The 19,608-nt window shown below is 51.3% G+C and carries 17 protein-coding genes; 13 read left to right on the top strand and 4 right to left on the bottom strand.

Annotated elements, in window-relative coordinates; translation table 11 throughout:
- Positions 1-9 precede the first annotated feature (9 nt).
- The 3 genes from WN59_RS08405 to WN59_RS08395 all read right to left on the bottom strand — a co-directional run bounded on the left by WN59_RS08405 (position 10) and on the right by WN59_RS08395 (position 2,790).
- The gene (locus WN59_RS08405; protein WP_046515662.1) at positions 10-933 is read right to left on the bottom strand and encodes a manganese-dependent inorganic pyrophosphatase; all 924 of its coding nucleotides are present in this window, start codon (positions 931-933) and stop codon (positions 10-12) included.
- A 62-nt stretch (positions 934-995) separates the two neighbouring features.
- Positions 996-1,547 carry a cysteine hydrolase family protein gene (locus tag WN59_RS08400; RefSeq protein WP_046515660.1) on the bottom strand — a complete coding sequence of 184 codons (552 nt, stop codon included), beginning with the start codon at positions 1,545-1,547 and terminating at the stop codon, positions 996-998.
- Between the two features lie 61 nt (positions 1,548-1,608).
- On the bottom strand, positions 1,609-2,790 hold the full coding sequence (locus tag WN59_RS08395; RefSeq protein ID WP_046515658.1) for an MFS transporter: 1,182 nt from the start codon (positions 2,788-2,790) through the stop codon (positions 1,609-1,611).
- 105 nt (positions 2,791-2,895) lie between these two features.
- Between WN59_RS08395 and WN59_RS08390 the strand changes: the two genes are divergently transcribed.
- The 10 genes from WN59_RS08390 (at position 2,896) to WN59_RS08345 (ending at position 14,347) form a co-directional block, all read left to right on the top strand.
- Positions 2,896-4,347 (top strand): nicotinate phosphoribosyltransferase, encoded by a 1,452-nt coding sequence (locus tag WN59_RS08390; RefSeq protein ID WP_046515656.1) that lies wholly within the window; start codon positions 2,896-2,898, stop codon positions 4,345-4,347.
- A 6-nt stretch (positions 4,348-4,353) separates the two neighbouring features.
- Positions 4,354-5,193, top strand: coding sequence for an ammonia-dependent NAD(+) synthetase (nadE, locus tag WN59_RS08385; RefSeq protein ID WP_046515653.1), 840 nt, complete (start codon positions 4,354-4,356; stop codon positions 5,191-5,193).
- Positions 5,194-5,228: 35 nt separating this feature from the next.
- Positions 5,229-5,873, top strand: coding sequence for a DUF2179 domain-containing protein (locus WN59_RS08380; protein WP_156172418.1), 645 nt, complete (start codon positions 5,229-5,231; stop codon positions 5,871-5,873).
- Positions 5,842-6,036, top strand: coding sequence for an NETI motif-containing protein (locus WN59_RS08375; protein WP_046515809.1), 195 nt, complete (start codon positions 5,842-5,844; stop codon positions 6,034-6,036). The genes WN59_RS08380 and WN59_RS08375 overlap by 32 nt, the downstream gene beginning before the upstream one ends.
- Positions 6,037-6,151: 115 nt before the next feature.
- Positions 6,152-7,447, top strand: a complete 1,296-nt coding sequence (gene purB / locus WN59_RS08370) for an adenylosuccinate lyase (protein ID WP_046515651.1) — start codon at positions 6,152-6,154, stop codon at positions 7,445-7,447.
- A gap of 35 nt (positions 7,448-7,482) precedes the next feature.
- Positions 7,483-8,169 (top strand): M15 family metallopeptidase, encoded by a 687-nt coding sequence (locus tag WN59_RS08365; protein ID WP_046515649.1) that lies wholly within the window; start codon positions 7,483-7,485, stop codon positions 8,167-8,169.
- A gap of 128 nt (positions 8,170-8,297) precedes the next feature.
- Positions 8,298-8,966 carry a heptaprenylglyceryl phosphate synthase gene (pcrB, locus tag WN59_RS08360; protein ID WP_082099228.1) on the top strand — a complete coding sequence of 223 codons (669 nt, stop codon included), beginning with the start codon at positions 8,298-8,300 and terminating at the stop codon, positions 8,964-8,966.
- 15 nt (positions 8,967-8,981) lie between these two features.
- Positions 8,982-11,153: a DNA helicase PcrA gene (gene pcrA, locus WN59_RS08355; protein WP_046515644.1), complete on the top strand. Its 2,172-nt coding sequence runs from the start codon at positions 8,982-8,984 to the stop codon at positions 11,151-11,153.
- A 9-nt stretch (positions 11,154-11,162) separates the two neighbouring features.
- Positions 11,163-13,133: an NAD-dependent DNA ligase LigA gene (gene ligA / locus WN59_RS08350; RefSeq protein ID WP_046515642.1), complete on the top strand. Its 1,971-nt coding sequence runs from the start codon at positions 11,163-11,165 to the stop codon at positions 13,131-13,133.
- 2 nt (positions 13,134-13,135) lie between these two features.
- Positions 13,136-14,347, top strand: coding sequence for a CamS family sex pheromone protein (locus WN59_RS08345; protein ID WP_046515640.1), 1,212 nt, complete (start codon positions 13,136-13,138; stop codon positions 14,345-14,347).
- A gap of 60 nt (positions 14,348-14,407) precedes the next feature.
- On the opposite strand, the gene putP is transcribed toward WN59_RS08345, so the two are convergent.
- Positions 14,408-15,976: a sodium/proline symporter PutP gene (putP, locus tag WN59_RS08340; protein WP_046515638.1), complete on the bottom strand. Its 1,569-nt coding sequence runs from the start codon at positions 15,974-15,976 to the stop codon at positions 14,408-14,410.
- A gap of 295 nt (positions 15,977-16,271) precedes the next feature.
- Between putP and gatC the strand changes: the two genes are divergently transcribed.
- From gatC to gatB, 3 genes are read left to right on the top strand one after another with little or no spacing between them, the layout of a single operon-like run.
- The gene (gatC, locus tag WN59_RS08335) at positions 16,272-16,562 is read left to right on the top strand and encodes an Asp-tRNA(Asn)/Glu-tRNA(Gln) amidotransferase subunit GatC (protein ID WP_046515636.1); all 291 of its coding nucleotides are present in this window, start codon (positions 16,272-16,274) and stop codon (positions 16,560-16,562) included.
- Between the two features lie 11 nt (positions 16,563-16,573).
- Positions 16,574-18,049: an Asp-tRNA(Asn)/Glu-tRNA(Gln) amidotransferase subunit GatA gene (gene gatA / locus WN59_RS08330; protein WP_046515635.1), complete on the top strand. Its 1,476-nt coding sequence runs from the start codon at positions 16,574-16,576 to the stop codon at positions 18,047-18,049.
- Positions 18,049-19,479 (top strand): Asp-tRNA(Asn)/Glu-tRNA(Gln) amidotransferase subunit GatB, encoded by a 1,431-nt coding sequence (gene gatB, locus WN59_RS08325; RefSeq protein ID WP_046515633.1) that lies wholly within the window; start codon positions 18,049-18,051, stop codon positions 19,477-19,479. Before gatA ends, gatB begins: the two co-directional genes overlap by 1 nt.
- The last annotated feature ends 129 nt before the right edge of the window (positions 19,480-19,608 follow it).

Below are 19,608 nucleotides of genomic sequence, written 5' to 3'. Positions count from 1 at the left end.
TGCTCCTTTCTATGACAAAGCTTTGGTGATGTTCGGCACAACCTGCTTCTTGCGGGAGACGACTCCCTCCAATACTGCAGTGTTGTCATCAAGGGCGACATCGAATGCTTTCTCCACAGCACCGGATTCCTTGCCGAGTGACAGTACTTTGGAGTCGGATTTAAGGATATCAGTCACAACGAGTACGAACAGATCGTAGCCGTCCGTTTCAATCTGGTTGTTGATCGCCGCTTCGATTTCTTCTCTCCGTTCAAAGACTTCATCCACATCCACGACATTGATCTGGGCGATGCGCGTCGTCTTGACACCCATGTCGAAGGACTTCGCATCCCCTGTAATCAGTTCCTCGGCGGACTTGTCCCTGGTGGAAGCCCCCGCCTTGAGCATGTCGATTCCGTACGCTTCAAGATCGACGCCTGCAACCTCCTTCAGTTCCGACGCTGCATCGATATCCTCTTCAGTCGTTGTCGGTGACTTGAACAGCAGTGTATCCGAGATGATTGCAGAAAGCATCAGTCCCGCCATTTCCTTTGTGATTTCAAGTCCGTTCTCCTTGTAGACCTTGTTGAGGATTGTCGCTGTACATCCCACAGGCTCCGCGCGGTAGTAGAGCGGGGACTCTGTGTGGAAATTTGCGATGCGGTGGTGGTCGAACACTTTCAGGATCTCCGCTTTTTCGATGTTGTCCGCAGACTGCTGGAACTCATTATGGTCTATTAGGATGACCGGATCGCCCGCGTCGAGTGTCCCGAGCGCCTCCGGTGATGCGGCGCCGAAGTATTCAAGCGCATATTTTGTCTCCGCATTGATTTCGCCAAGGCGGAAAGCTTTTGCGTCGCGGCCCAGACGGCTTTCGATGTCTGCTGCAACAATCGCGGATGTGATCGTGTCCGTGTCCGGATTCTGATGTCCAAAAATTTTAACTGCACTCATATTTAATGTCTCCTTTGATATGTTATTACTATTCCCATTTTATCACTCAGCCACTCATTCTTCTATCGTTCAACTGTCGCTCCAAGTGAATTTTTGAAATGTTCCAGCGCAAATATGTGGCCGTCGCGGTTGAATGAACCCACGCACGATGCAGGCACTGTGATCCGGTACCCTTTATTATACGCATCCACTGCGGTGTGCAGTATGCAGATGTCGGTGACGAGGCCGGTGAGGGTGAGCGAATCGATGCCCCTCTCCGCGAGCAGCTGTCCGAGATTGGTGCCGGCAAACGCGCTGTACCGGGTCTTGTCTATGAAGAATACATTTGGCGCAGATTCGATCTCTTCATAGATTTCCTTCACTCTGCCGAACAGTTCACGCCCTTTCGTACCGGCAATGTTATGCGGCGGAAAAAGCTCTGTTTCAGGGTGGTGTTCGTCCCCTTCGTGGTGGATGTCCATCATGAAGAACACCGGTCGCCCGGTCCCATGGAATTCACTGATCTTGTCCACCAGTGCACTTTCGATTTCGAGAGCGGGTTCTCCGGCGGTGAGTTTTCCCTCCGGTGCGGCGAAATCGTAGGAATAGTCGATGACGAGCAATGCTTCTGACATATTGATCCCTCTTTCCTGAATGGTCTGTTACGTCCATTATTCCATTAAACGGTGCAGAATTCTATCGTACGGCAGCTTTTCCTTTCTGCATGAACAGAATATTCATGATGACCAGCACAAGGATGAGGCATGCAAAGAATGTGAAGTAGTGCGCGCCGCCGGTCATGCCGATGATCGCACCGCCCGCCACCGGCCCGGCGATGCTGCCGAGGCTGAACATGATGCCGGCCATCAGGTTGCCTGCCGGCAGGTTTGTTTTCGGTGTGATGTCGGTCATATAGCTGATGCCGAGTGAGTACATGGAGCCGACGAAGATGCCCGCCAGTGTGAAGGAGAGGAGCAGCATGATGAATGACCCGCTGAACATCTCCATCATGAGGAACACGGCGGCCCCGAGAGCGAGCAGTATGTTGATGAGTTTCCCCCGTCCGACCCTGTCACCGAGCCCGCCGATCGGCACCTGGAGCAGTATGGCACCGAGGCTGAAGGCCGGCAGGATCCATGTGATTTCCGACAGCTCGAAATCATGCCGGATGGCAAACACGGGGAAGTTGCTGTTGAGGGAGGCCTCGAGTACCCCGTAGAGCATGGGGAATAAAAATGCGACCCAGCTCGTTTTCAGCACATCCCTGAAGTTTTTGAGTGTATTGAACAGGCTGGCCTGTACGCCGGTGTCTTCCGGTTTGGCATCCTCCGCCCCCTTCAGCAGGAAAATCAGTGGCCATGCCATCATCGTCAGCACCCCTGAGGCCAGGAATGGCAGCGGCTCCCATATTGTTACGAGTTCGCTCACTTTTGGTCCGATCATGAAGCCGGCCGAGAAGAACAGGCCGTAAAAGGCGATGACTTTGCCGAGTTTGTGCTGCGGTGTGCTTGTGGTCAGCCATGTCTGCGTGCTGAAATGCAGTGCGTTGTCTCCGATGCCGACGATGAGGCGCAGTATGAACCACAGCCATATCGAATCGAGCAGCGGGAATGCGAGTAGTGACAGGCCCACGATGGCGCCGCCTGTGATGATCATCGGACGGAAACCGTATTTTCTAAGCGGCGCTTCGATGAACAATGCCGACAGGAGTACACCTATATAGAGGCCCGATGCATGGAGCCCGTTGATGGTGGCATTGACCTGCCGGTTTTCGAAAATGAATGATATGAGGGGGAGCAGCATACCCTGGGAGAACCCGGATATGCAGACGATGACGGACAGGATGATGAAGCGTGCCCTGAAGCTCTCTGATTTCATGTTATGCCTCCAGACGATTATAGTAATGGTACAGTATATTCTTGTGTTAAACTGATTATAAATAATTATAACTGATTTACAGCATACATGAAGGGATTGGCAAGGATGTATAAATTTGAAGACGACAGCTTTATGCTCCACACGGATCTGTACCAGATCAACATGAGCCAGACATATCTGGAGCAGGGTCTGGCGGACCGTACTGCGGTGTTCGACCTTTATTTCAGGGAGGTGCCTTTCGGCAACGGCTACGCCGTATTCGCCGGGCTGGAGCGCATCATCGACTTTTTGGAGAATCTCCGCTTTACAGAGTCGGATATTAGATATCTCAGGAGCCTCGGCTACGGGGAGGACTTCCTGGAATATCTGCGGGACCTGCGGTTCACGGGCAATGTGCGTGCGGTGGAGGAGGGCGGTCTCGTATTCGCCAACATGCCGCTCGTGCAGATTGAAGCACCGATCATCGAAGCGCAGCTGATTGAAACGGCACTGCTCAACATCGTCAACTTCCAGACGCTGATTGCGACGAAGGCGAGCCGGATCCGCCAGCTTGTGCCGGATGACATGCTGATGGAGTTCGGCACCCGCCGCGCGCATGAATTCGACGCGGCACTATGGGGCGCACGCGCTGCCATCATCGGCGGTTTCGACGGGACCAGCAACGTGCGGGCGGCGAAGCTGTTCGGCCTGAACGCAAGCGGTACCCATGCCCATGCGATGGTCCAGGCATACGGCGATGACTATGATGCGTTCAAAGCCTACGCCGAGACGCACAGGGATTGTGTGTTCCTTGTGGATACCTTCGACACGCTGAGGTCGGGTGTGCCGAACGCGATCAGGGTGGCCAGGGAATACGGCGGCCGGATCAACTTCATCGGCATACGGCTCGACTCGGGCGATATCGCCTATCTGTCCAAGGAGGCGCGCAAGATGCTGGATGAAGCCGGGTTCCCTGATGCGAAGATCGTCGTCTCCAATGACCTTGATGAAGTGACGATCGTGTCACTGCTGTCGCAGGGGGCAAAGGTGGACAGCTGGGGCATCGGCACGAAGCTGATCACAGCGTATGACCAGCCGGCGCTCGGTGCGGTCTATAAGCTGGTTGCCGTGGAAAACGAATCGGGGACGCTCGAGAACCGCATCAAGATTTCCGGCAATCCGGAAAAAGTCACAACCCCGGGCAAGAAGGATGTGTACCGCATCATCAATAAGTATACCGGCATGTCGGAAGGGGAATACATCACCCACGCCGGTGAAGAGGTGAGTGAGGACGCACCGCTGCTCATGTTCCATCCCGTCCATACGATGAAGCGGAAGCTGATCCGTTCATTCGAGAAGGTGGAGCTCCTGAAGGATATCTTCAGGAACGGGGAGCTCGTATATGAAAGGGAAGAGATAGCTGAGATAAAACAGCGCCTTGAGAGTAACCTCTCCATCCTTTGGGAAGAGTATAAGAGGTTCCTGAATCCGGAGGCATATCCGGTGGATCTGTCCACTGAACTGTGGCAGATCAAACAGGACCTTATTGAAGAGGCAAGTAATAAAACATTGGAGTGATTATGTATGAGACCATTGCAGCAGGAAATAATTGATGAATTTCATGTAAAACCCGAAATAGATCCGGAAACGGAAATCAGGGAAATCATCGATTTCATGAAGACATATGTGAAACACAACCCATTCATAAAATCGTTCGTACTCGGCATCTCGGGCGGCCAGGATTCAACCCTGCTCGGGAAGATGGTGCAGATGGCTGTCGATGAACTGAATCAGGAATCGGGCGGCGGCTATGCACTGCATGCCCTCCGTCTGCCCTACGGCAGGCAGAATGATGAGGCGGATGCGCTTGATGCAATGGAGTTCATCAGCCCGTCATATGCAGCAACCATCGATATCAGGCCGAGTGTCGATGCGAGTGTCAGATCGTTGGAGTCGGCAGGATATGAAATGAACGATTTCGTCGAAGGGAATGAAAAGGCACGTGAACGCATGAAGGCACAGTATGCGGTTGCGGCAAGCCGGAACGGCATTGTGCTTGGGACCGGTCACCCCGCAGAGGCCATCACGGGCTTCTATACGAAATACGGGGACGGGGCGAGCGATCTGGTGCCGCTGTTCGGACTCAACAAACGCCAGGGCAGGCTGCTGATGGAGTATCTCGGTGCGCCGGAGAATCTGCTCAGCAAAGTGCCGACGGCAGACCTTGAGGATGACAAGCCGATGATCAGTGATGAGGAGGCACTGGGTGTCACCTACAAAGCGATTGACGACTTCCTTGAGGGCGGGGATGTATCCGATGAAGACTATGAAACAATCATAAAATGGTACAGGAAATCCCGGCATAAACGTAACCTGCCGTACCACAGGCATAATTTACCGAAATATGAAGCGGAAGAAAAATAGAATTTCAGAAATTGTAATCAGAGAGGGAATTTAGCATGATAACAGCCATTTCCACGAACCCCTGGCTGATGGTGCTTGTCATATTCGTCATCAATATCATATATGTGAGCTTTCTGACGATGCGCACCATTGCAACACTCAAAGGGTACCGTTACACAGCAGCAACTTTCAGCATCATGGAGACATTCGTCTACGTCATCGGACTGGGGCTTGTGCTTGAGAACCTGGACCAGTTCCAGAATGTCGTGGCATATGCGCTCGGTTTCGGGGCAGGTATCCTTGTGGGGCTCAAGATCGAAGAGCGTCTGGCGCTCGGCTATCTCGTCGTCAATGTGATCACCGCGGAGAAGGACCGCGACCTGCCGACGAACATCAGAGACCTGGGATACGGCGTCACACACGGCTATCAGTACGGACGGGACGGGGAACGGACTACTATGCAGATCCTCACCCCGAGGAAATATGAGCGCAAGCTCATCGCGACCATCAAGGAACTGGATGAGAAGGCGTTCATTATCACCCACGAACCGAAGAACATCAACGGCGGATTCTGGACGAAGGGCGTCAGACGCCGCCGCCTGAAGAACTATGAACCGGAAAACGTGGAAGAGGTGCTGGAGGAAATCTATGAAGAAAAGGAACGGGAAGATGCCGGAGAAGCCAAAGAAGAAAAAATTTAAAGTCGCAGGCGGGGAAAGTCTGGGCGACTGCCTGGCGCGCATGCGTGCCGAAGGCTACGCCCCGGTGCGGCGCACCGAGCGGCCTGTATTCACAGAAAAGGACGGCGAAAAGGTCGTCGACTACCAGGAGATAATCTTTGAAGGAAAATTGACAGAAGAATAGGCGGGCGGCCCCTCGTACTTATTTGCGAACATTGAAATTAATTATAATTTCAATGTTCGTTTTTATTGATGTTTGTTATAATGATACCGAACTGATAATTAAGGAGTGTGTATGCATGATTTCCCGTTATTCCCGTGAGGAAATGGCAAAGATTTGGACAGAAGAGAACAGATTCAGAGCATGGCTTGAAGTGGAGATTCTGGCATCGGAAGCGTGGGCGGAGCTTGGGTTTATCCCGGCGGATGAGGTCGGTCTGATTCGGAAGAATGCTGAAATCGATGTCGACCGCATCAAGGAGATAGAAGCAGAAACCCGCCATGATGTCGTCGCTTTCACCCGTCAGGTGTCGGAGACGCTGGGCGAGGAGAAGAAGTGGGTGCATTACGGTCTCACTTCGACGGATGTCGTGGATACGGCGCAGAGTTACATCATCAGACAGGCGAATGAGATCATCGAACGTGACCTTGAGCGTTTCATCGATGTGCTTGCCGCAAAAGCGAGAGAGCATAAGACGACACTGATGATGGGACGCACACACGGGGTCCATGCGGAGCCGACGACATTCGGCATCAAGATGGCGCTCTGGTACATGGAGATGAAGCGCAACCTTGAGCGTTTCAGAAATGTCAGGAAGGAAATCGAGGTCGGCAAGATGAGCGGGGCGGTGGGTACATTCGCGAACATCCCGCCGGAAGTTGAGGGATATGTGTGTGAACATCTGGGGCTTGGTGCTGCGGAAGTCTCCACACAGACGCTGCAGCGCGACCGCCATGCCTATTACATCGCCACTCTCGGGCTGATTGCGACATCGGTCGAAAAATTCGCCGTCGAAGTGCGCGGCCTCCAGAAAACGGAAACACGGGAAGTGGAGGAGGCGTTCGGCAAGGGCCAGAAAGGCTCCAGTGCGATGCCGCATAAACGGAATCCGATCGGCAGTGAAAATGTCACCGGGCTCTCCCGTGTCATTCGCGGCTACATCACCACGGCATATGAAAACGTGCCGCTCTGGCATGAGCGTGACATCTCGCATTCATCCGCCGAGCGCATCATGCTGCCGGACGTCACCATCGCATTGGACTATATGCTCAACCGGTTTGCAAACATCATCGAGAACCTGACGGTGTTCGAACTGAACATGAAAGCCAACATCGACAAGACATTCGGCCTCGTGTATTCACAGCAGGTCATGCTCACGCTCATAGACAAGGGGCTTGTGCGTGAAGAGGCGTATGACCTTGTGCAGCCGAAAGCGATGGAATCATGGGAGACGAAGGTGCCGTTCAGGGAACTCGTCGAAAAGGATGAGCGGATCAGGGAACTGCTGACACCAAAGGAGATTGAAGGGTGCTTTGATGAAAAACATCACCTGAAGCGTGTGGATATCATATTCAAGCGTGCCGGGCTCGAATAAATATCCGGCCGTGCCGGTGCAGAAAGGGAAATTGTATGAGTAGAAAGCTGTTAACAGGGCTGATTGCGTCAGCAGCGCTCCTTATGTCGGCATGCAGCATTACGCTGGATGAAGCGCAGACTGCCTCCCATGGAACATTTGAAAAACAGTATGCACCGGTGGTCATCGGCAATCTCAATGCACTGCCGGACATCGAGGTTGTAAATGGCGTCACATACGTCGACGGCATACTGGTCGTCAACAAGGAAATTCCGCTGCCGCCGGACTATAGCCCGGGGCTCCAGGAGGAAGTGATCGATGCCTACACCGAAATGTTTGCCGACGGTGCGGAGCAAGGCCTTGATTTCACGCTGGTCAGCGACTTCAGAACATATGATTACCAGGCCGGCCTGTACAATGACTATGTTGCGCGGGACGGACGTGAGGCAGCTGATAAGTACAGTGCGAGACCCGGCCATTCCGAACATCAGACAGGGCTTGCCATTGATGTGGGGTCAGAAGACAGTGCCACGACACTCAGCATAAAATTCGGTGATACACCTGAATATGAATGGATGAAGGATGTTGCACATGAATACGGCTTCATCGTAAGATACCTGGAAGGGAAGGAAGAAATTACAGGCTATCAGTACGAGCCCTGGCATCTGAGATATGTCGGGAACGAGGCGGAAGCCATCTATGAGAGCGGCCTGACACTTGAAGAGTATCTAGGGATAGACTGAATACTTTGGCGCGGCTCATCGAGCCGCGTTTTTTGTTCGCAAAATCCATGGTTTTCACACATAATATAAAACAGTGAAGGCTTAAAAATGATATAATATCCTTATGAAATTTAATGGGAGTTTTCTATATGCTGAAGGAATGTAGACATGTATTCAAATTGGATCCTGCGAAGGATATTACTGACGAGGCACTCGCGAAAATCTGCGAATCGGAGACTGATGCCATCATCGTCGGCGGCACGGACGGCATCACGGAAGACAATGTGCTGAACCTGATGGCCCGCGTGAGGAGATTCTCCGTGCCGGTGGCGCTGGAAGTGACTTCGACGGAAGCTGTCGTACCGGGGTTCGATCATTACTTCATACCCGCCGTGTTCAACACGAAGGACATCAGATGGCAGCACGGCCTGATGCTCCAGGCACTGGCTGAATACAGCCACCTGATCGATTACAGTGAGATGTCGCTATTGCCGTATATCATCATGAACGAAGAATGCAAGGCATTTGAAAAATCGGATGCAGAGCGGGTGACACATGAAATGGTGCCGCATTACATCAACATGTTGGACAAGCTCTACCAGACATCCTATATTTACATAGAATACAGTGGCACATATGGAGACCCGGAGGTCATGCGGATGGTGCGTGACAATGCGGCGCATTCCCATGTCATCTACGGCGGCGGCATCGGGGGGCGCGATGAGGCCCGGGAGATGGCGCAGTATGCCGACACGATAGTGGTCGGCAATGTAATCTATGACAGTACGAAAAAGGCACTCAGGACAATTATCAAGTAAATTGGGGTTTTTAAAATGGACTTAAGCTTAATGAATGAAGAACAAAAACGGGCCATCCGGACGACCGAAGGCCCTCTGCTCATAATGGCGGGTGCAGGCAGCGGGAAGACGCGTGTGCTCACGCACCGCGTCGCCTATCTGATGGAGGAGAAGGATGTGCCGGCACGGAACATACTGGCCATCACTTTCACCAACAAGGCGGCCCGCGAGATGCGGGACCGCGTGGCTGCGCTCATCCGTGACGGTGCTGCTGACATATGGGTCTCCACTTTCCACGCGATGTGCGTGCGCATACTGCGCAGCAACATCAATTATCTCGGATATGAAAACAGCTTCTCCATCCTCGATCCGACAGATCAGCGTTCTGTAGTGAAGGATATACTGAAGCGGCGCAATCTCGATGTCAAACAGCATAATCCGAGGAGCATCATCGGGTTCATCTCCGATAAGAAGAACACCCTGATCAGGCCGAAACAGAGTGCTGAAGAGGCCGAAGGATACCTGGATACGCTCTACAGCGAAATCTATCATGATTACCAGCAGATCCTCTACCGCAACAGCGCCCTCGATTTCGATGATCTGATCATGCTGACAATCGAGCTGTTCGAAAAGGAAAAAAAGGTTCTTGAGCGCTACCAGAACCTTTTCCAGTACATCCATGTGGACGAGTATCAGGATACCAACCATGCCCAATACCAGCTGGTCAGGATGCTCGCTGAAAAATACCGCAACATATGCGTGGTCGGTGACTCCGACCAGTCAATCTATAAATTCCGCGGGGCGGATATCACGAACATATTGAATTTCGAGGATGACTATCCGGAAGCGGCGGTGATCAAGCTCGAACAGAACTACCGCTCCAGCAGAAACATCCTGGATGCGGCAAATGCCGTCATCGGCAACAATACCGAACGCAAGCCCAAGGCTCTCCGCACCGACCGGGACGGCGGACCGAAGCTTACGAGCATCGTCTCTGATTCGGAACGCGGGGAAGGCCAGGAAGTCGTCAGGAACGTCCTCGACCTCTCATCAAAGTATTCCTACGATGATATGGCCGTCCTGTACCGCACCAACGCGCAGTCCCGTGCAATTGAGGATGCGCTTGTGAAATCCAATATTCCATACAAGATGGTCGGCGGCATGAAATTCTACGACCGCATGGAGATAAAGGACCTCATGAGCTATTTGAAAGTCATTCAGAACCCGAATGACGACATTTCATTTGAACGGATAATCAACGTGCCGAAACGCGGCATCGGGCCGAAGACGGTGGACAAGCTGAAAGAGCACGGCCGTCACACGGGAGCGAGCATATATGAAGCGATCGGGGAGTCCGATTTCATCGGCATATCAAAGAACGCCGTCGTCAAACTCATGAACCTGAACGATATGTTAGATAATCTCAAGCAGAAGTCGAAGTACATGTCCGTCACAGAACTCGTGGATGAAGTACTGGCGGATACCGGCTACCTCGACCTGCTCGAGAAGGAGAACTCGCTTGAGTCACGCAGCCGCATCGAAAACCTGGAGGAGTTCAGGACGGTGACCCGTGAATTCGACAAGGAGAATGAAGTGTCCGATGAACTTCTATTCACGTTCCTGAGCGATATGGCCCTGGTATCCGACCAGGACGGCGTCGAGGAGGACAGCGGAGTGACGCTGATGACGATGCATGCCTCAAAAGGTCTTGAGTTCAAAGTCATATTCATCGTCGGACTCGAGGAGGGGATATTCCCGTCAAGGAGAGTGATGTTTGATGACAAGGAACTTGAAGAGGAACGCCGTTTGATGTATGTGGCATTGACGCGTGCCGAGGACATGCTGTTCCTGTCACGTGCGGACAGCCGCATGATCTACGGCAAGACGGAGTCTAATAAGCGCAGCCGTTTCCTCTCTGAAATACCGGAAGAACTTGTCCTCGGCGGCCAGGAGGACTCACCGCAGCCGATTGCATCTGGAAGCTTCCAGATGAACAGGCGCGGACCGAAGAAAAGGAGCCGCGTCATCACCAACAACAGCGGCACGAGCTTCACAGTGGGTGATAAGGTCGAACACAGGAAGTTCGGCGAAGGCATCATCTCCGGCATAAAGGGAGAAGGGGACAGCCAGGAACTCGACATAATATTCACGACTGTCGGCGTCAAAAGGCTGCTTGCAAACTTTGCACCGTTGACAAAGAAGGAGTAGGTAAATTTTATGGAAGAGAAAATCAAGGAGCTCCAGGACAGACTGAATCGCTATAACTACGAATATCATGTGCTTGATACCCCCTCCGTTCCCGACAGTGAGTATGACAGGCTGCTGCACGAACTGATCGCCCTGGAAGAGCAGTATCCGGCATCGAAGACGGATACTTCCCCGACAGTGAGGGTCGGCGGGGAGGTCATGAGCCGCTTTGAGAAAGTGGCGCACGACACGCCGATGCTCAGTCTCTCCAATGCGTTCAACGCTGAAGAACTCCGGGCATTCGATAAAAGGGTTCGTGACATGGTCGGTGAAGTGGATTATATGTGTGAGCTTAAGATCGATGGCCTCGCCGTCTCCCTGAAATATGAAGCGGGGCGTTTTGTCCAGGGGACAACACGCGGCGACGGCACAGTCGGTGAGAATATCACATCGAATCTCAGGACGATCAAGGCGATCCCTCTTGAGATAAAGAACCCGCTGTCTTTCGAAGTCCGCGGTGAAGCCTATATGCCCAAAGCCTCTTTTGAAAAGCTGAATGCGGAAAAAGAGGGTAAGGGAGAGGGGCTGTTCCAGAATCCGAGAAACGCAGCGGCGGGGTCGCTGAGACAGCTGGACCCGAAGCTTGCAGCCAGAAGGAACCTGTCCGTCTTCCTGTACAGTGTCAACGATCTGACTGAACTCGAAGCAGTGTCCCAGAGCGAAGCGATGGACAGGCTTGATCAGGAAGGCTTCAAAACGAACCATGAGCGCAGGCTCGCGGATGATATCGAAGCGGTGCTCGAGTACATAGAATATTGGACAAACCACCGCAACGGACTCGATTATGACATTGACGGCATCGTCGTCAAAGTGAATGAAATCAGCAAACAGGAACAGATGGGCTTCACAGCGAAATCTCCCCGCTGGGCGATCGCCTATAAATTCCCGGCCGAGGAAGTGGTCACTGACATCATAGACATCGAACTCACAGTCGGACGCACCGGGGTCATCACCCCGACGGCGATCCTGACACCGGTGAAGGTGGCCGGGACGACTGTCGCAAGGGCATCACTCCACAACCATGAAATGATCGAGCAGAAAGACATCCGTATCAATGACAAGGTCGTGATCAGGAAGGCCGGCGACATCATACCGGAAGTGGTCCGCCCGATACTTGAAGAGCGTACCGACCAGAAAGTGTACGAAGCACCGACCGAATGTCCGGGGTGCGGCCATGAAACCGTCAAGCTTGAAGATGAAGTAGCGATACGCTGCATCAATCCCCAGTGTCCGGCACAGCTGGTCGAAGGGATGATCCACTTTGTTTCAAGAGGCGCAATGAATATTGACGGGCTGGGTGAGAAAGTGATCCGTCAGCTGTTCGATGCAGGGCTCGTCCGTGATATCGGTGATATTTACGCACTGGCATATGATGATCTGATTCCGCTCGAGCGTATGGGCGATAAGAAAATCAGCAATCTGCTGTCCGCGATAGAAGCTTCCAAAGAAAACCCGCTCAGAAAACTCCTTGTCGGTCTCGGCATCAGGTTTTTGGGGGCGAAAGCATCGGAGCTCATTGCCGGGGAGTTCGGCTCCATGGAGGAAATCATGAAGCAGCCGGCAGAGCGGTTCATGGAAATACCTGAAATCGGTGAGAAGATTGCAAGCTCTATCGTGACATATACCGAGAATCCCGATTTCGCAGCCCTCATCGATAAGCTGGCGGGCTCCGGCGTCAATATGACGGAGGATAAGTCCGAAGCAGGAAGCTCTGAATTTTCCGGAATGACTTTCGTTCTGACGGGCAGGCTTGAAGAGCTGACACGCACGGAAGCAAAAGAGATGATTGAAAATGCCGGCGGCAAAGTGACCGGCAGCGTTTCAGGCAATACGGATGTAGTGGTGGCGGGAGCAGAGGCCGGAAGCAAGCTCGAGAAGGCCCAGTCACTGGGTGTTGCAGTCTGGGACGAGAACGAATTCATTGAGAAGTTGAGGCAGTGATTATGAAAAAGTTATATATCCTTACTCCATTGCTGCTGATCTTTCTGGCGTCCTGCGGGACACCGGAAAGCGAGGTGGCGGATCAGACGCAGACGGCATCGGATGAAGAGGAAATGAACACAGCACCTGTAGAGGAACAGGAAGAGACGGTGACAAATGAAGTCGGGGAGAACCCGGGCTATTATCAGACGGTGATTCCCTACCAGATTTCACCATCACGCGGGCTGACAAGTTCCAATATGGTCTCAAGCTACAATATTGAGACATTCGAAAAAGGTCTTTTCGACATCAGCAAATCTGTTTTTAGCACGGATGATTATGTATTCCGGGAAGGCCAGGTCTTCACCGAAGAGATGGTCCGCGGCTTTTTGAACCGCAGCTATACATCAGAAGAGATTGATGCGATGAGCGAGGAGGAGAAGGCGGATAACAATGCATTCAGCAACCTTGGACTCAACCCTTCCACAGAAGGCGAGACAGACCCTGAAACGATCGCGGAAGAGGCACCGCTCTATCTCTCCCATATACTGGAACAGAACTACATGACCAAGGATGAGGACGGCAACATGGACTTTTCCGGCATGACTATCGGACTGGCGATGAACAGCGAGTACTACTACCAGAAGGAGGAGTACGGCGAAACATACACCAAAACGCTTGATGAGCAGGAAGTAAGGGAGCAGGGCGAGCGCATGGCGGCTGAAATCCTGGAACGGATCCGTGCGAACGAACAGTATCAGGATATGACGATCGTGTTCGGCATCTTCATGCAGTCCGGTGAAACGGATATTACACCCGGACATTTCCTCTCCACCGCCACCGTTGAACCGGGAAGCGATGAAATTTCATCCTTCACTGAAATACAGGAGAACTATGTGCTCCTGCCTTCCTCCGAAGCAGGCAGTATCAGCGAAGAGATAAACAGTGACTACCAAAACTTCAACAGAAAGCTGGAATCATACTTCGACAGTTTCACAACTTCCATCGGCCAGGGATATTTCAAAGATGGCAATCTTGAACATCTGTCCATAGAAATACCTGTTGAATACACTTCGCGGGGTGAAATCATCGGCCTGACCCAGTATGTCAGTGAACTCGTCCAGGAGCATTTCAGGAACACCAATGTGGAAATTTCAATCAAAGACAAGAGTAAAAGCTATGCACTCATCACTAAGAATGAGGATGATGAGATGGATGTCCATATATACGAATAGGATAGTACAGAAAACGCCCGCCGGAACAATTCCGGCGGGCGTTTTTCCAATATTCCTGTGTTATCTTTCTTCTTTCAGAATTCGTTCTGTTTCATCAAACTCTGCTTTGATCTCCTCAGTGACCCCTTTATCCTGCGTCATCTTACTCACAATAATAGCTGCAAGTGTTGAAACGATGACACCCGGAATCATTTCGTAGAGTTCGGTACCAAAAGTGCCTGCTGCGACCCATATGATTACTGTTGCTGCACCGCCTACAATTGCTGCTACCGCACCTGAACGGGTCATGCCTTTCCAATGCAGGGAAAGTACAACGAGTGGTCCAAATGCAGCACCGAATCCTGCCCATGCGTTTGCAACGATATTCAGAATTACAGATTCGTCATCCCATGCGATTATGATTGCAACAAGCGCAACAAGGATAACGGAAAGTCTTCCCATGAGAACGAACAGTTTGTCCAGTTCTTCATCGGATTTTGTCTCTTTTCCGATCACTTTGGCACGGATCAATTTATAGAAATCCTGTACAAGTGAACTGGAAGTGACAAGGAGCTGTGAAGAGATTGTACTCATGATTGCTGCAAGAATTGCTGCCAGGAAAAATCCGCCGATCAGTGGATGGAAGAGCACCTGGCTCATAAGTATCAGGATCGTCTCCGGATCGGCGACAGCATGACGTGTAGCGTCAGTGAACGCAATGCCCAAAAGCCCGGTCAGACAGGCACCGATCAATGAAATTGCCATCCAAGTTATGCCAATACGACGGGCCTGTGGAATAATCTTATGTGATCTGATGGACATGAAACGGACGATGATATGCGGCTGTCCGAAGTATCCGAAGAACCATGCCAGGTTGCTCAGTATAGTGATGATTGAAACACCGCTGATGAACGATAGATAGTCGATGTCAGCAAGTGCACCGAGCTCCTCAATTCTGACGAATGGTTCTATGCCCTGTCCAGTAAGATTCATCCAGGTTACGATCGGAATCAATACAATTGCGATGAACATGATTGTACCCTGGAAGAAATCCGTCAGGCTGACTGCCAGATATCCCCCGAAGAATGTATAGACAACGACCACAATGGCAGTAACAAATAATCCCCAGTGATACGGAAGATCAAATGCACTCTGGAAAAGCTTTCCTCCGGAGACCATGCCGCTCGCTGTATAAACAGCGAAGAAAATGACAATTACAAGACCTGAGACAATTTTAAGCATGTGACTGCTATCCCTGAATCTGTTCTCGAAAAAGTCAGGAAGCGTAATCGAATCCTTCGATACTTCAGAGTAGACGCGCAGTCTTGGAGCAACAACCCAATAGTTTACATAGGCACCGGCTGTAAGGCCGATGGCAATCCATACACTGGACAGGCCGACGCTGTACATACTTCCCGGAAGCCCCATCAGCATCCACCCGGACATGTCTGATGCTCCGGCAGACAGGGCAGTGACCCATGGTCCGATGCTACGTCCGCCCAGCATGTACTCATTCAGGTTCGATGTGGACTGTTTGTAGGCATAATAGCCGATCAGAATCAGGATCAGAAAGTATACAGCCATCATCGAATACTGTTCCCAGCCGGCTGTAAAGGTAAATTCAGAACTTAACGCTGCGTTTAAAATCATATTATAAATCTCCTCCCCTTAGTCACAATACAAAAACTGGTTTTGTATTGCAAATTGAATTTGTGTATTTCTCGCACCCGATACGCTGTATCCCCTGACATAATAACGATTATAGCGGGATAAAATTACACAACTTAATTATACTACAGAGTTTTTGTATTACAACGAATATTCAGAAAATAATGGTAAAATAATACACTTTTGTCCTGGGATATGGGAAAATGCCGGTTGGATAGATTTTTACCGGGATATTTGATAAAATTTAAATGTTCTAATTAGAAATGGAGGGAACGGAATGTCTGAGATTAATAAGGACACGGTGAAGCATGTCGCCAATCTTGCAAGGATCGAGCTTGAAGATGAAAAGGCAGCGGAAGCATTTACCAAGGAGCTTGACGGAATTGTCAACTATGCACATCTTCTGGATGATCTGGACCTCAGCTCCACAGAGCCGATGTTCCACGCGCTGGACTTGAACAATGTGCTCCGTGAAGACGAAGTGGCAGAGCCGCTTACACAGGAAGAGGCACTGAAAAATGCCAAGTCAACGAAAGAGGGCTACTTCAAAGTGCCGAAAATGCTATAGGGAGGTTTAACGTGAATATTCATGAACTGACAGTTGAAGAACTGTATGAAAAGATACAAGCGAAAGAGATAAAGCCCTCAGAAGTTGTGGGTGCGCTGTTCGAGCGGATCGAGGCGTCTGATGAGACAATCGGTTCTTTTTTATTTGTCAATAAAGAAGAGGGGCTGAAGCGGGCGGAGGAGCTGGACCGTCTGCAGGCGGAAGACAGGATGGATGGTGCACTGTTCGGTATCCCGATGGGGATCAAGGATAACATCTGCACCAAGGATATTCTGACGACGTGTGCGAGCCGCATGCTGGAAGATTTCAACCCTGTCTATGATGCAACCGTCATGGACAAGCTGAATGAAGAGAACCCGGTGATGATGGGCAAGCAGAACATGGATGAGTTTGCCATGGGCGGTTCCACTGAAAATTCCTATTTCAAGCCTGCACGCAACCCGTGGGATACAAAAGCAGTGCCGGGAGGCTCATCAGGCGGGTCTGCAGCAGCAGTTGCAGCCGGATATGTGCCGTTCTCACTCGGCTCTGATACCGGCGGATCCGTACGCCAGCCGTCTGCATTCTGCGGTGTTGTGGGCATGAAGCCGACATATGGGCGCGTTTCAAGATACGGCCTTGTGGCATTCGCATCTTCCTTGGATCAGATTGGCCCGATTACACGTAATGTCAGGGATAATGCAAAAATTCTTGAAATCATTTCGGGCAGCCACGGCAAAGACTCAACGAGCATGCCCGGTGTCGAAGCTGAATTCCTCGAAGGCATCGACCGCGACCTGAGCGGTATGAAGATTGCGCTGCCGAAGGAATTTATCGGTGAAGGTATCGATGACGAAGTGAGTGCATCGGTCAGAAGATCGGCCGAAATATTCGAGTCACTCGGTGCAACGGTGGAGGAAGTCTCCATCCCGCATACCAAATACGGTGTCAGCGCGTACTATCTTATTGCATCCAGTGAGGCGAGTGCGAACCTTGCAAGATTCGACGGCATCCGTTACGGCTATAAGGCTGAAGGCGCACAAACCCTTGAAGAGCATTATAAGAAAACACGTTCCGAAGGGTTCGGTTCCGAGGTCAAACGCAGGATCCTCCTTGGAACTTTCGTACTCAGTGCCGGCCATTATGACCAGCACTACATCAGGGCGCAGAAACTGCGCAGTCTGCTTGAAGGCGAAATGAAACAGTTATTCTCTGAATACGATCTTATCATCGGGCCGACGACACCGACGGCGGCATATGACATCGGTGAGAAGAGTGATGACAGCCTGCAGATGTACAAGGACGACATCCTGACAGTGCCGGCGAACCTGACAGGCATGCCTGCACTCTCCATTCCGAGTGGTCTTTCCAGGGACGGGCGTCCGATCGGACTGCAGCTCATCGGCAATCATTTTGATGAGAAGAAAATATATAATGCGGCATTCAAATTCGAAGAGCAGTTCAATCTTCATGAAGAATTGAAAAAGCTGCAGCTGGAGGTGCGATGATGCATTTCGAAACAGTAATCGGGCTTGAAGTCCACGTTGAACTGAAAACGAACACGAAGATGTTCTCAGATGCGCCTGCACATTTCGGTGCCGGTCCAAACTCCAACCTGAGTGTCGTGGATCTGGCATATCCGGGCACGCTCCCGGTGCCGAACAAGGAAGCGGTCAACTTCGGTATGAAAGCCGCCATGGCGCTCAACATGGACATCGCTGATGTTACAAAATTCGACCGTAAGAACTACTTCTATCCGGACAATCCGAAAGCATATCAGATATCCCAATTCGACAAACCGATTGGAGAGAACGGCTGGATCGACATCGAAGTGAACGGTGAAATGAAGCGTATAGGAATCACCCGCCTCCATCTGGAGGAGGATGCGGGGAAATCCACGCATAAGGACGATCATTCACTTGTCGATTTGAACCGTCAGGGCACACCGCTTGTGGAGATCGTTTCAGAGCCCGATATCCGTACACCGGAAGAGGCTTATGCATACCTTGAAAAACTCAAGGCGATCATCCAGTACACAGGCGTATCCGATGTGAAGATGGAAGAAGGCTCACTCAGATGTGATGCCAACATTTCACTGCGCCCTTACGGACAACAGGAATTCGGCACTAAAGCCGAGCTCAAGAACCTGAACTCCTTCAACTTTGTGAGGAAGGGCCTCGAGCATGAGGAGAAACGCCAGGAGAAAGTCCTCATGAAGGGCGGTGCCATCGAACAGGAAACACGCCGTTTTGATGAGAAAACAGGCGAAACGATTCTCATGCGTGTCAAAGAAGGCTCAGATGACTACAGATACTTCCCGGAACCCGATCTTGTGGAGATCCACATCGACCAGGACTGGAAAGACAGGATCCGTGAAAGCATCCCGCTGCTCCCGGATGCGCTCAAGGAAAAATACGTCAACGAATATGAACTGCCGGCGTATGATGCACACGTTCTGACACTCAGAAAAGAGACATCGGACTTCTTCAATGAGATGGTCGAATCCAACCAGGCAGATGCGAAACTAGCATCCAACTGGCTGATGGGCGGCGTGAGTGAATACCTGAATAAAAACCAGGTGGAGCTAAGTGATACCGCACTCACACCGGAAAACCTTTCAGACATGATCAAGCTCATCGAAGACGGCACAATCTCCAGCAAACAGGCAAAAAAGGTATTTACTGTACTGGTTGAAAAAGGCGGAGATGCCAAGAAGACCGTCAAGGACCTTGGCATGGAACAGATTTCAGACCCTGAGATCCTCGGTGAAATGGTCACAGAGGTACTCGATGCCAACGAACAGTCCATCGAAGACTTCAAAAACGGGAAGGACCGTGCAATCGGCTTCCTCGTCGGACAGATCATGAAGAAATCCAAAGGACAGGCCAACCCGAAAATGGTCAATCAGATCCTGCTTGAAGAAATCAACAAAAGATAGATTTGTCATAGAGACGCACACCTTTCCGGTGTGCGTTTTTATATTGGCGGCGGGTCGTCTCATCGGCTGATTTTCGTTGAGGTGAGGCGTGCGGGGTCACCTCAACGTTTCAGACTCATTGAGGTGAGA

It is taken from the genome of Salinicoccus sediminis, assembly GCF_000986795.1.
GTDB classification, from domain to species: Bacteria; Bacillota; Bacilli; order Staphylococcales; family Salinicoccaceae; genus Salinicoccus; species Salinicoccus sediminis.
The sequence above is the reverse complement of the archived record's forward strand: the minus strand, read 5'-3'. Positions and strand labels throughout refer to the sequence as shown.

What these genes read in the sequence shown, in the direction of transcription:
- ligA (WP_046515642.1), top strand. Translation starts at nt 11,163, where the DNA reads ATGGAAGAGAAAATCAAGGAGCTCCAGGACAGACTGAATCGCTATAAC.
- pcrA (WP_046515644.1), top strand. Translation starts at nt 8,982, where the DNA reads ATGGACTTAAGCTTAATGAATGAAGAACAAAAACGGGCCATCCGGACG.
- WN59_RS08375 (WP_046515809.1), top strand. Translation starts at nt 5,842, where the DNA reads ATGCCGGAGAAGCCAAAGAAGAAAAAATTTAAAGTCGCAGGCGGGGAA.
- pcrB (WP_082099228.1), top strand. Translation starts at nt 8,298, where the DNA reads ATGCTGAAGGAATGTAGACATGTATTCAAATTGGATCCTGCGAAGGAT.
- gatC (WP_046515636.1), top strand. Translation starts at nt 16,272, where the DNA reads ATGTCTGAGATTAATAAGGACACGGTGAAGCATGTCGCCAATCTTGCA.
- putP (WP_046515638.1), bottom strand. Translation starts at nt 15,976, where the DNA reads ATGATTTTAAACGCAGCGTTAAGTTCTGAATTTACCTTTACAGCCGGC.
- WN59_RS08345 (WP_046515640.1), top strand. Translation starts at nt 13,136, where the DNA reads ATGAAAAAGTTATATATCCTTACTCCATTGCTGCTGATCTTTCTGGCG.
- purB (WP_046515651.1), top strand. Translation starts at nt 6,152, where the DNA reads ATGATTTCCCGTTATTCCCGTGAGGAAATGGCAAAGATTTGGACAGAA.
- WN59_RS08395 (WP_046515658.1), bottom strand. Translation starts at nt 2,790, where the DNA reads ATGAAATCAGAGAGCTTCAGGGCACGCTTCATCATCCTGTCCGTCATC.
- WN59_RS08405 (WP_046515662.1), bottom strand. Translation starts at nt 933, where the DNA reads ATGAGTGCAGTTAAAATTTTTGGACATCAGAATCCGGACACGGACACG.
- WN59_RS08400 (WP_046515660.1), bottom strand. Translation starts at nt 1,547, where the DNA reads ATGTCAGAAGCATTGCTCGTCATCGACTATTCCTACGATTTCGCCGCA.
- WN59_RS08390 (WP_046515656.1), top strand. Translation starts at nt 2,896, where the DNA reads ATGTATAAATTTGAAGACGACAGCTTTATGCTCCACACGGATCTGTAC.
- WN59_RS08380 (WP_156172418.1), top strand. Translation starts at nt 5,229, where the DNA reads ATGATAACAGCCATTTCCACGAACCCCTGGCTGATGGTGCTTGTCATA.
- gatB (WP_046515633.1), top strand. Translation starts at nt 18,049, where the DNA reads ATGCATTTCGAAACAGTAATCGGGCTTGAAGTCCACGTTGAACTGAAA.
- WN59_RS08365 (WP_046515649.1), top strand. Translation starts at nt 7,483, where the DNA reads ATGAGTAGAAAGCTGTTAACAGGGCTGATTGCGTCAGCAGCGCTCCTT.
- nadE (WP_046515653.1), top strand. Translation starts at nt 4,354, where the DNA reads ATGAGACCATTGCAGCAGGAAATAATTGATGAATTTCATGTAAAACCC.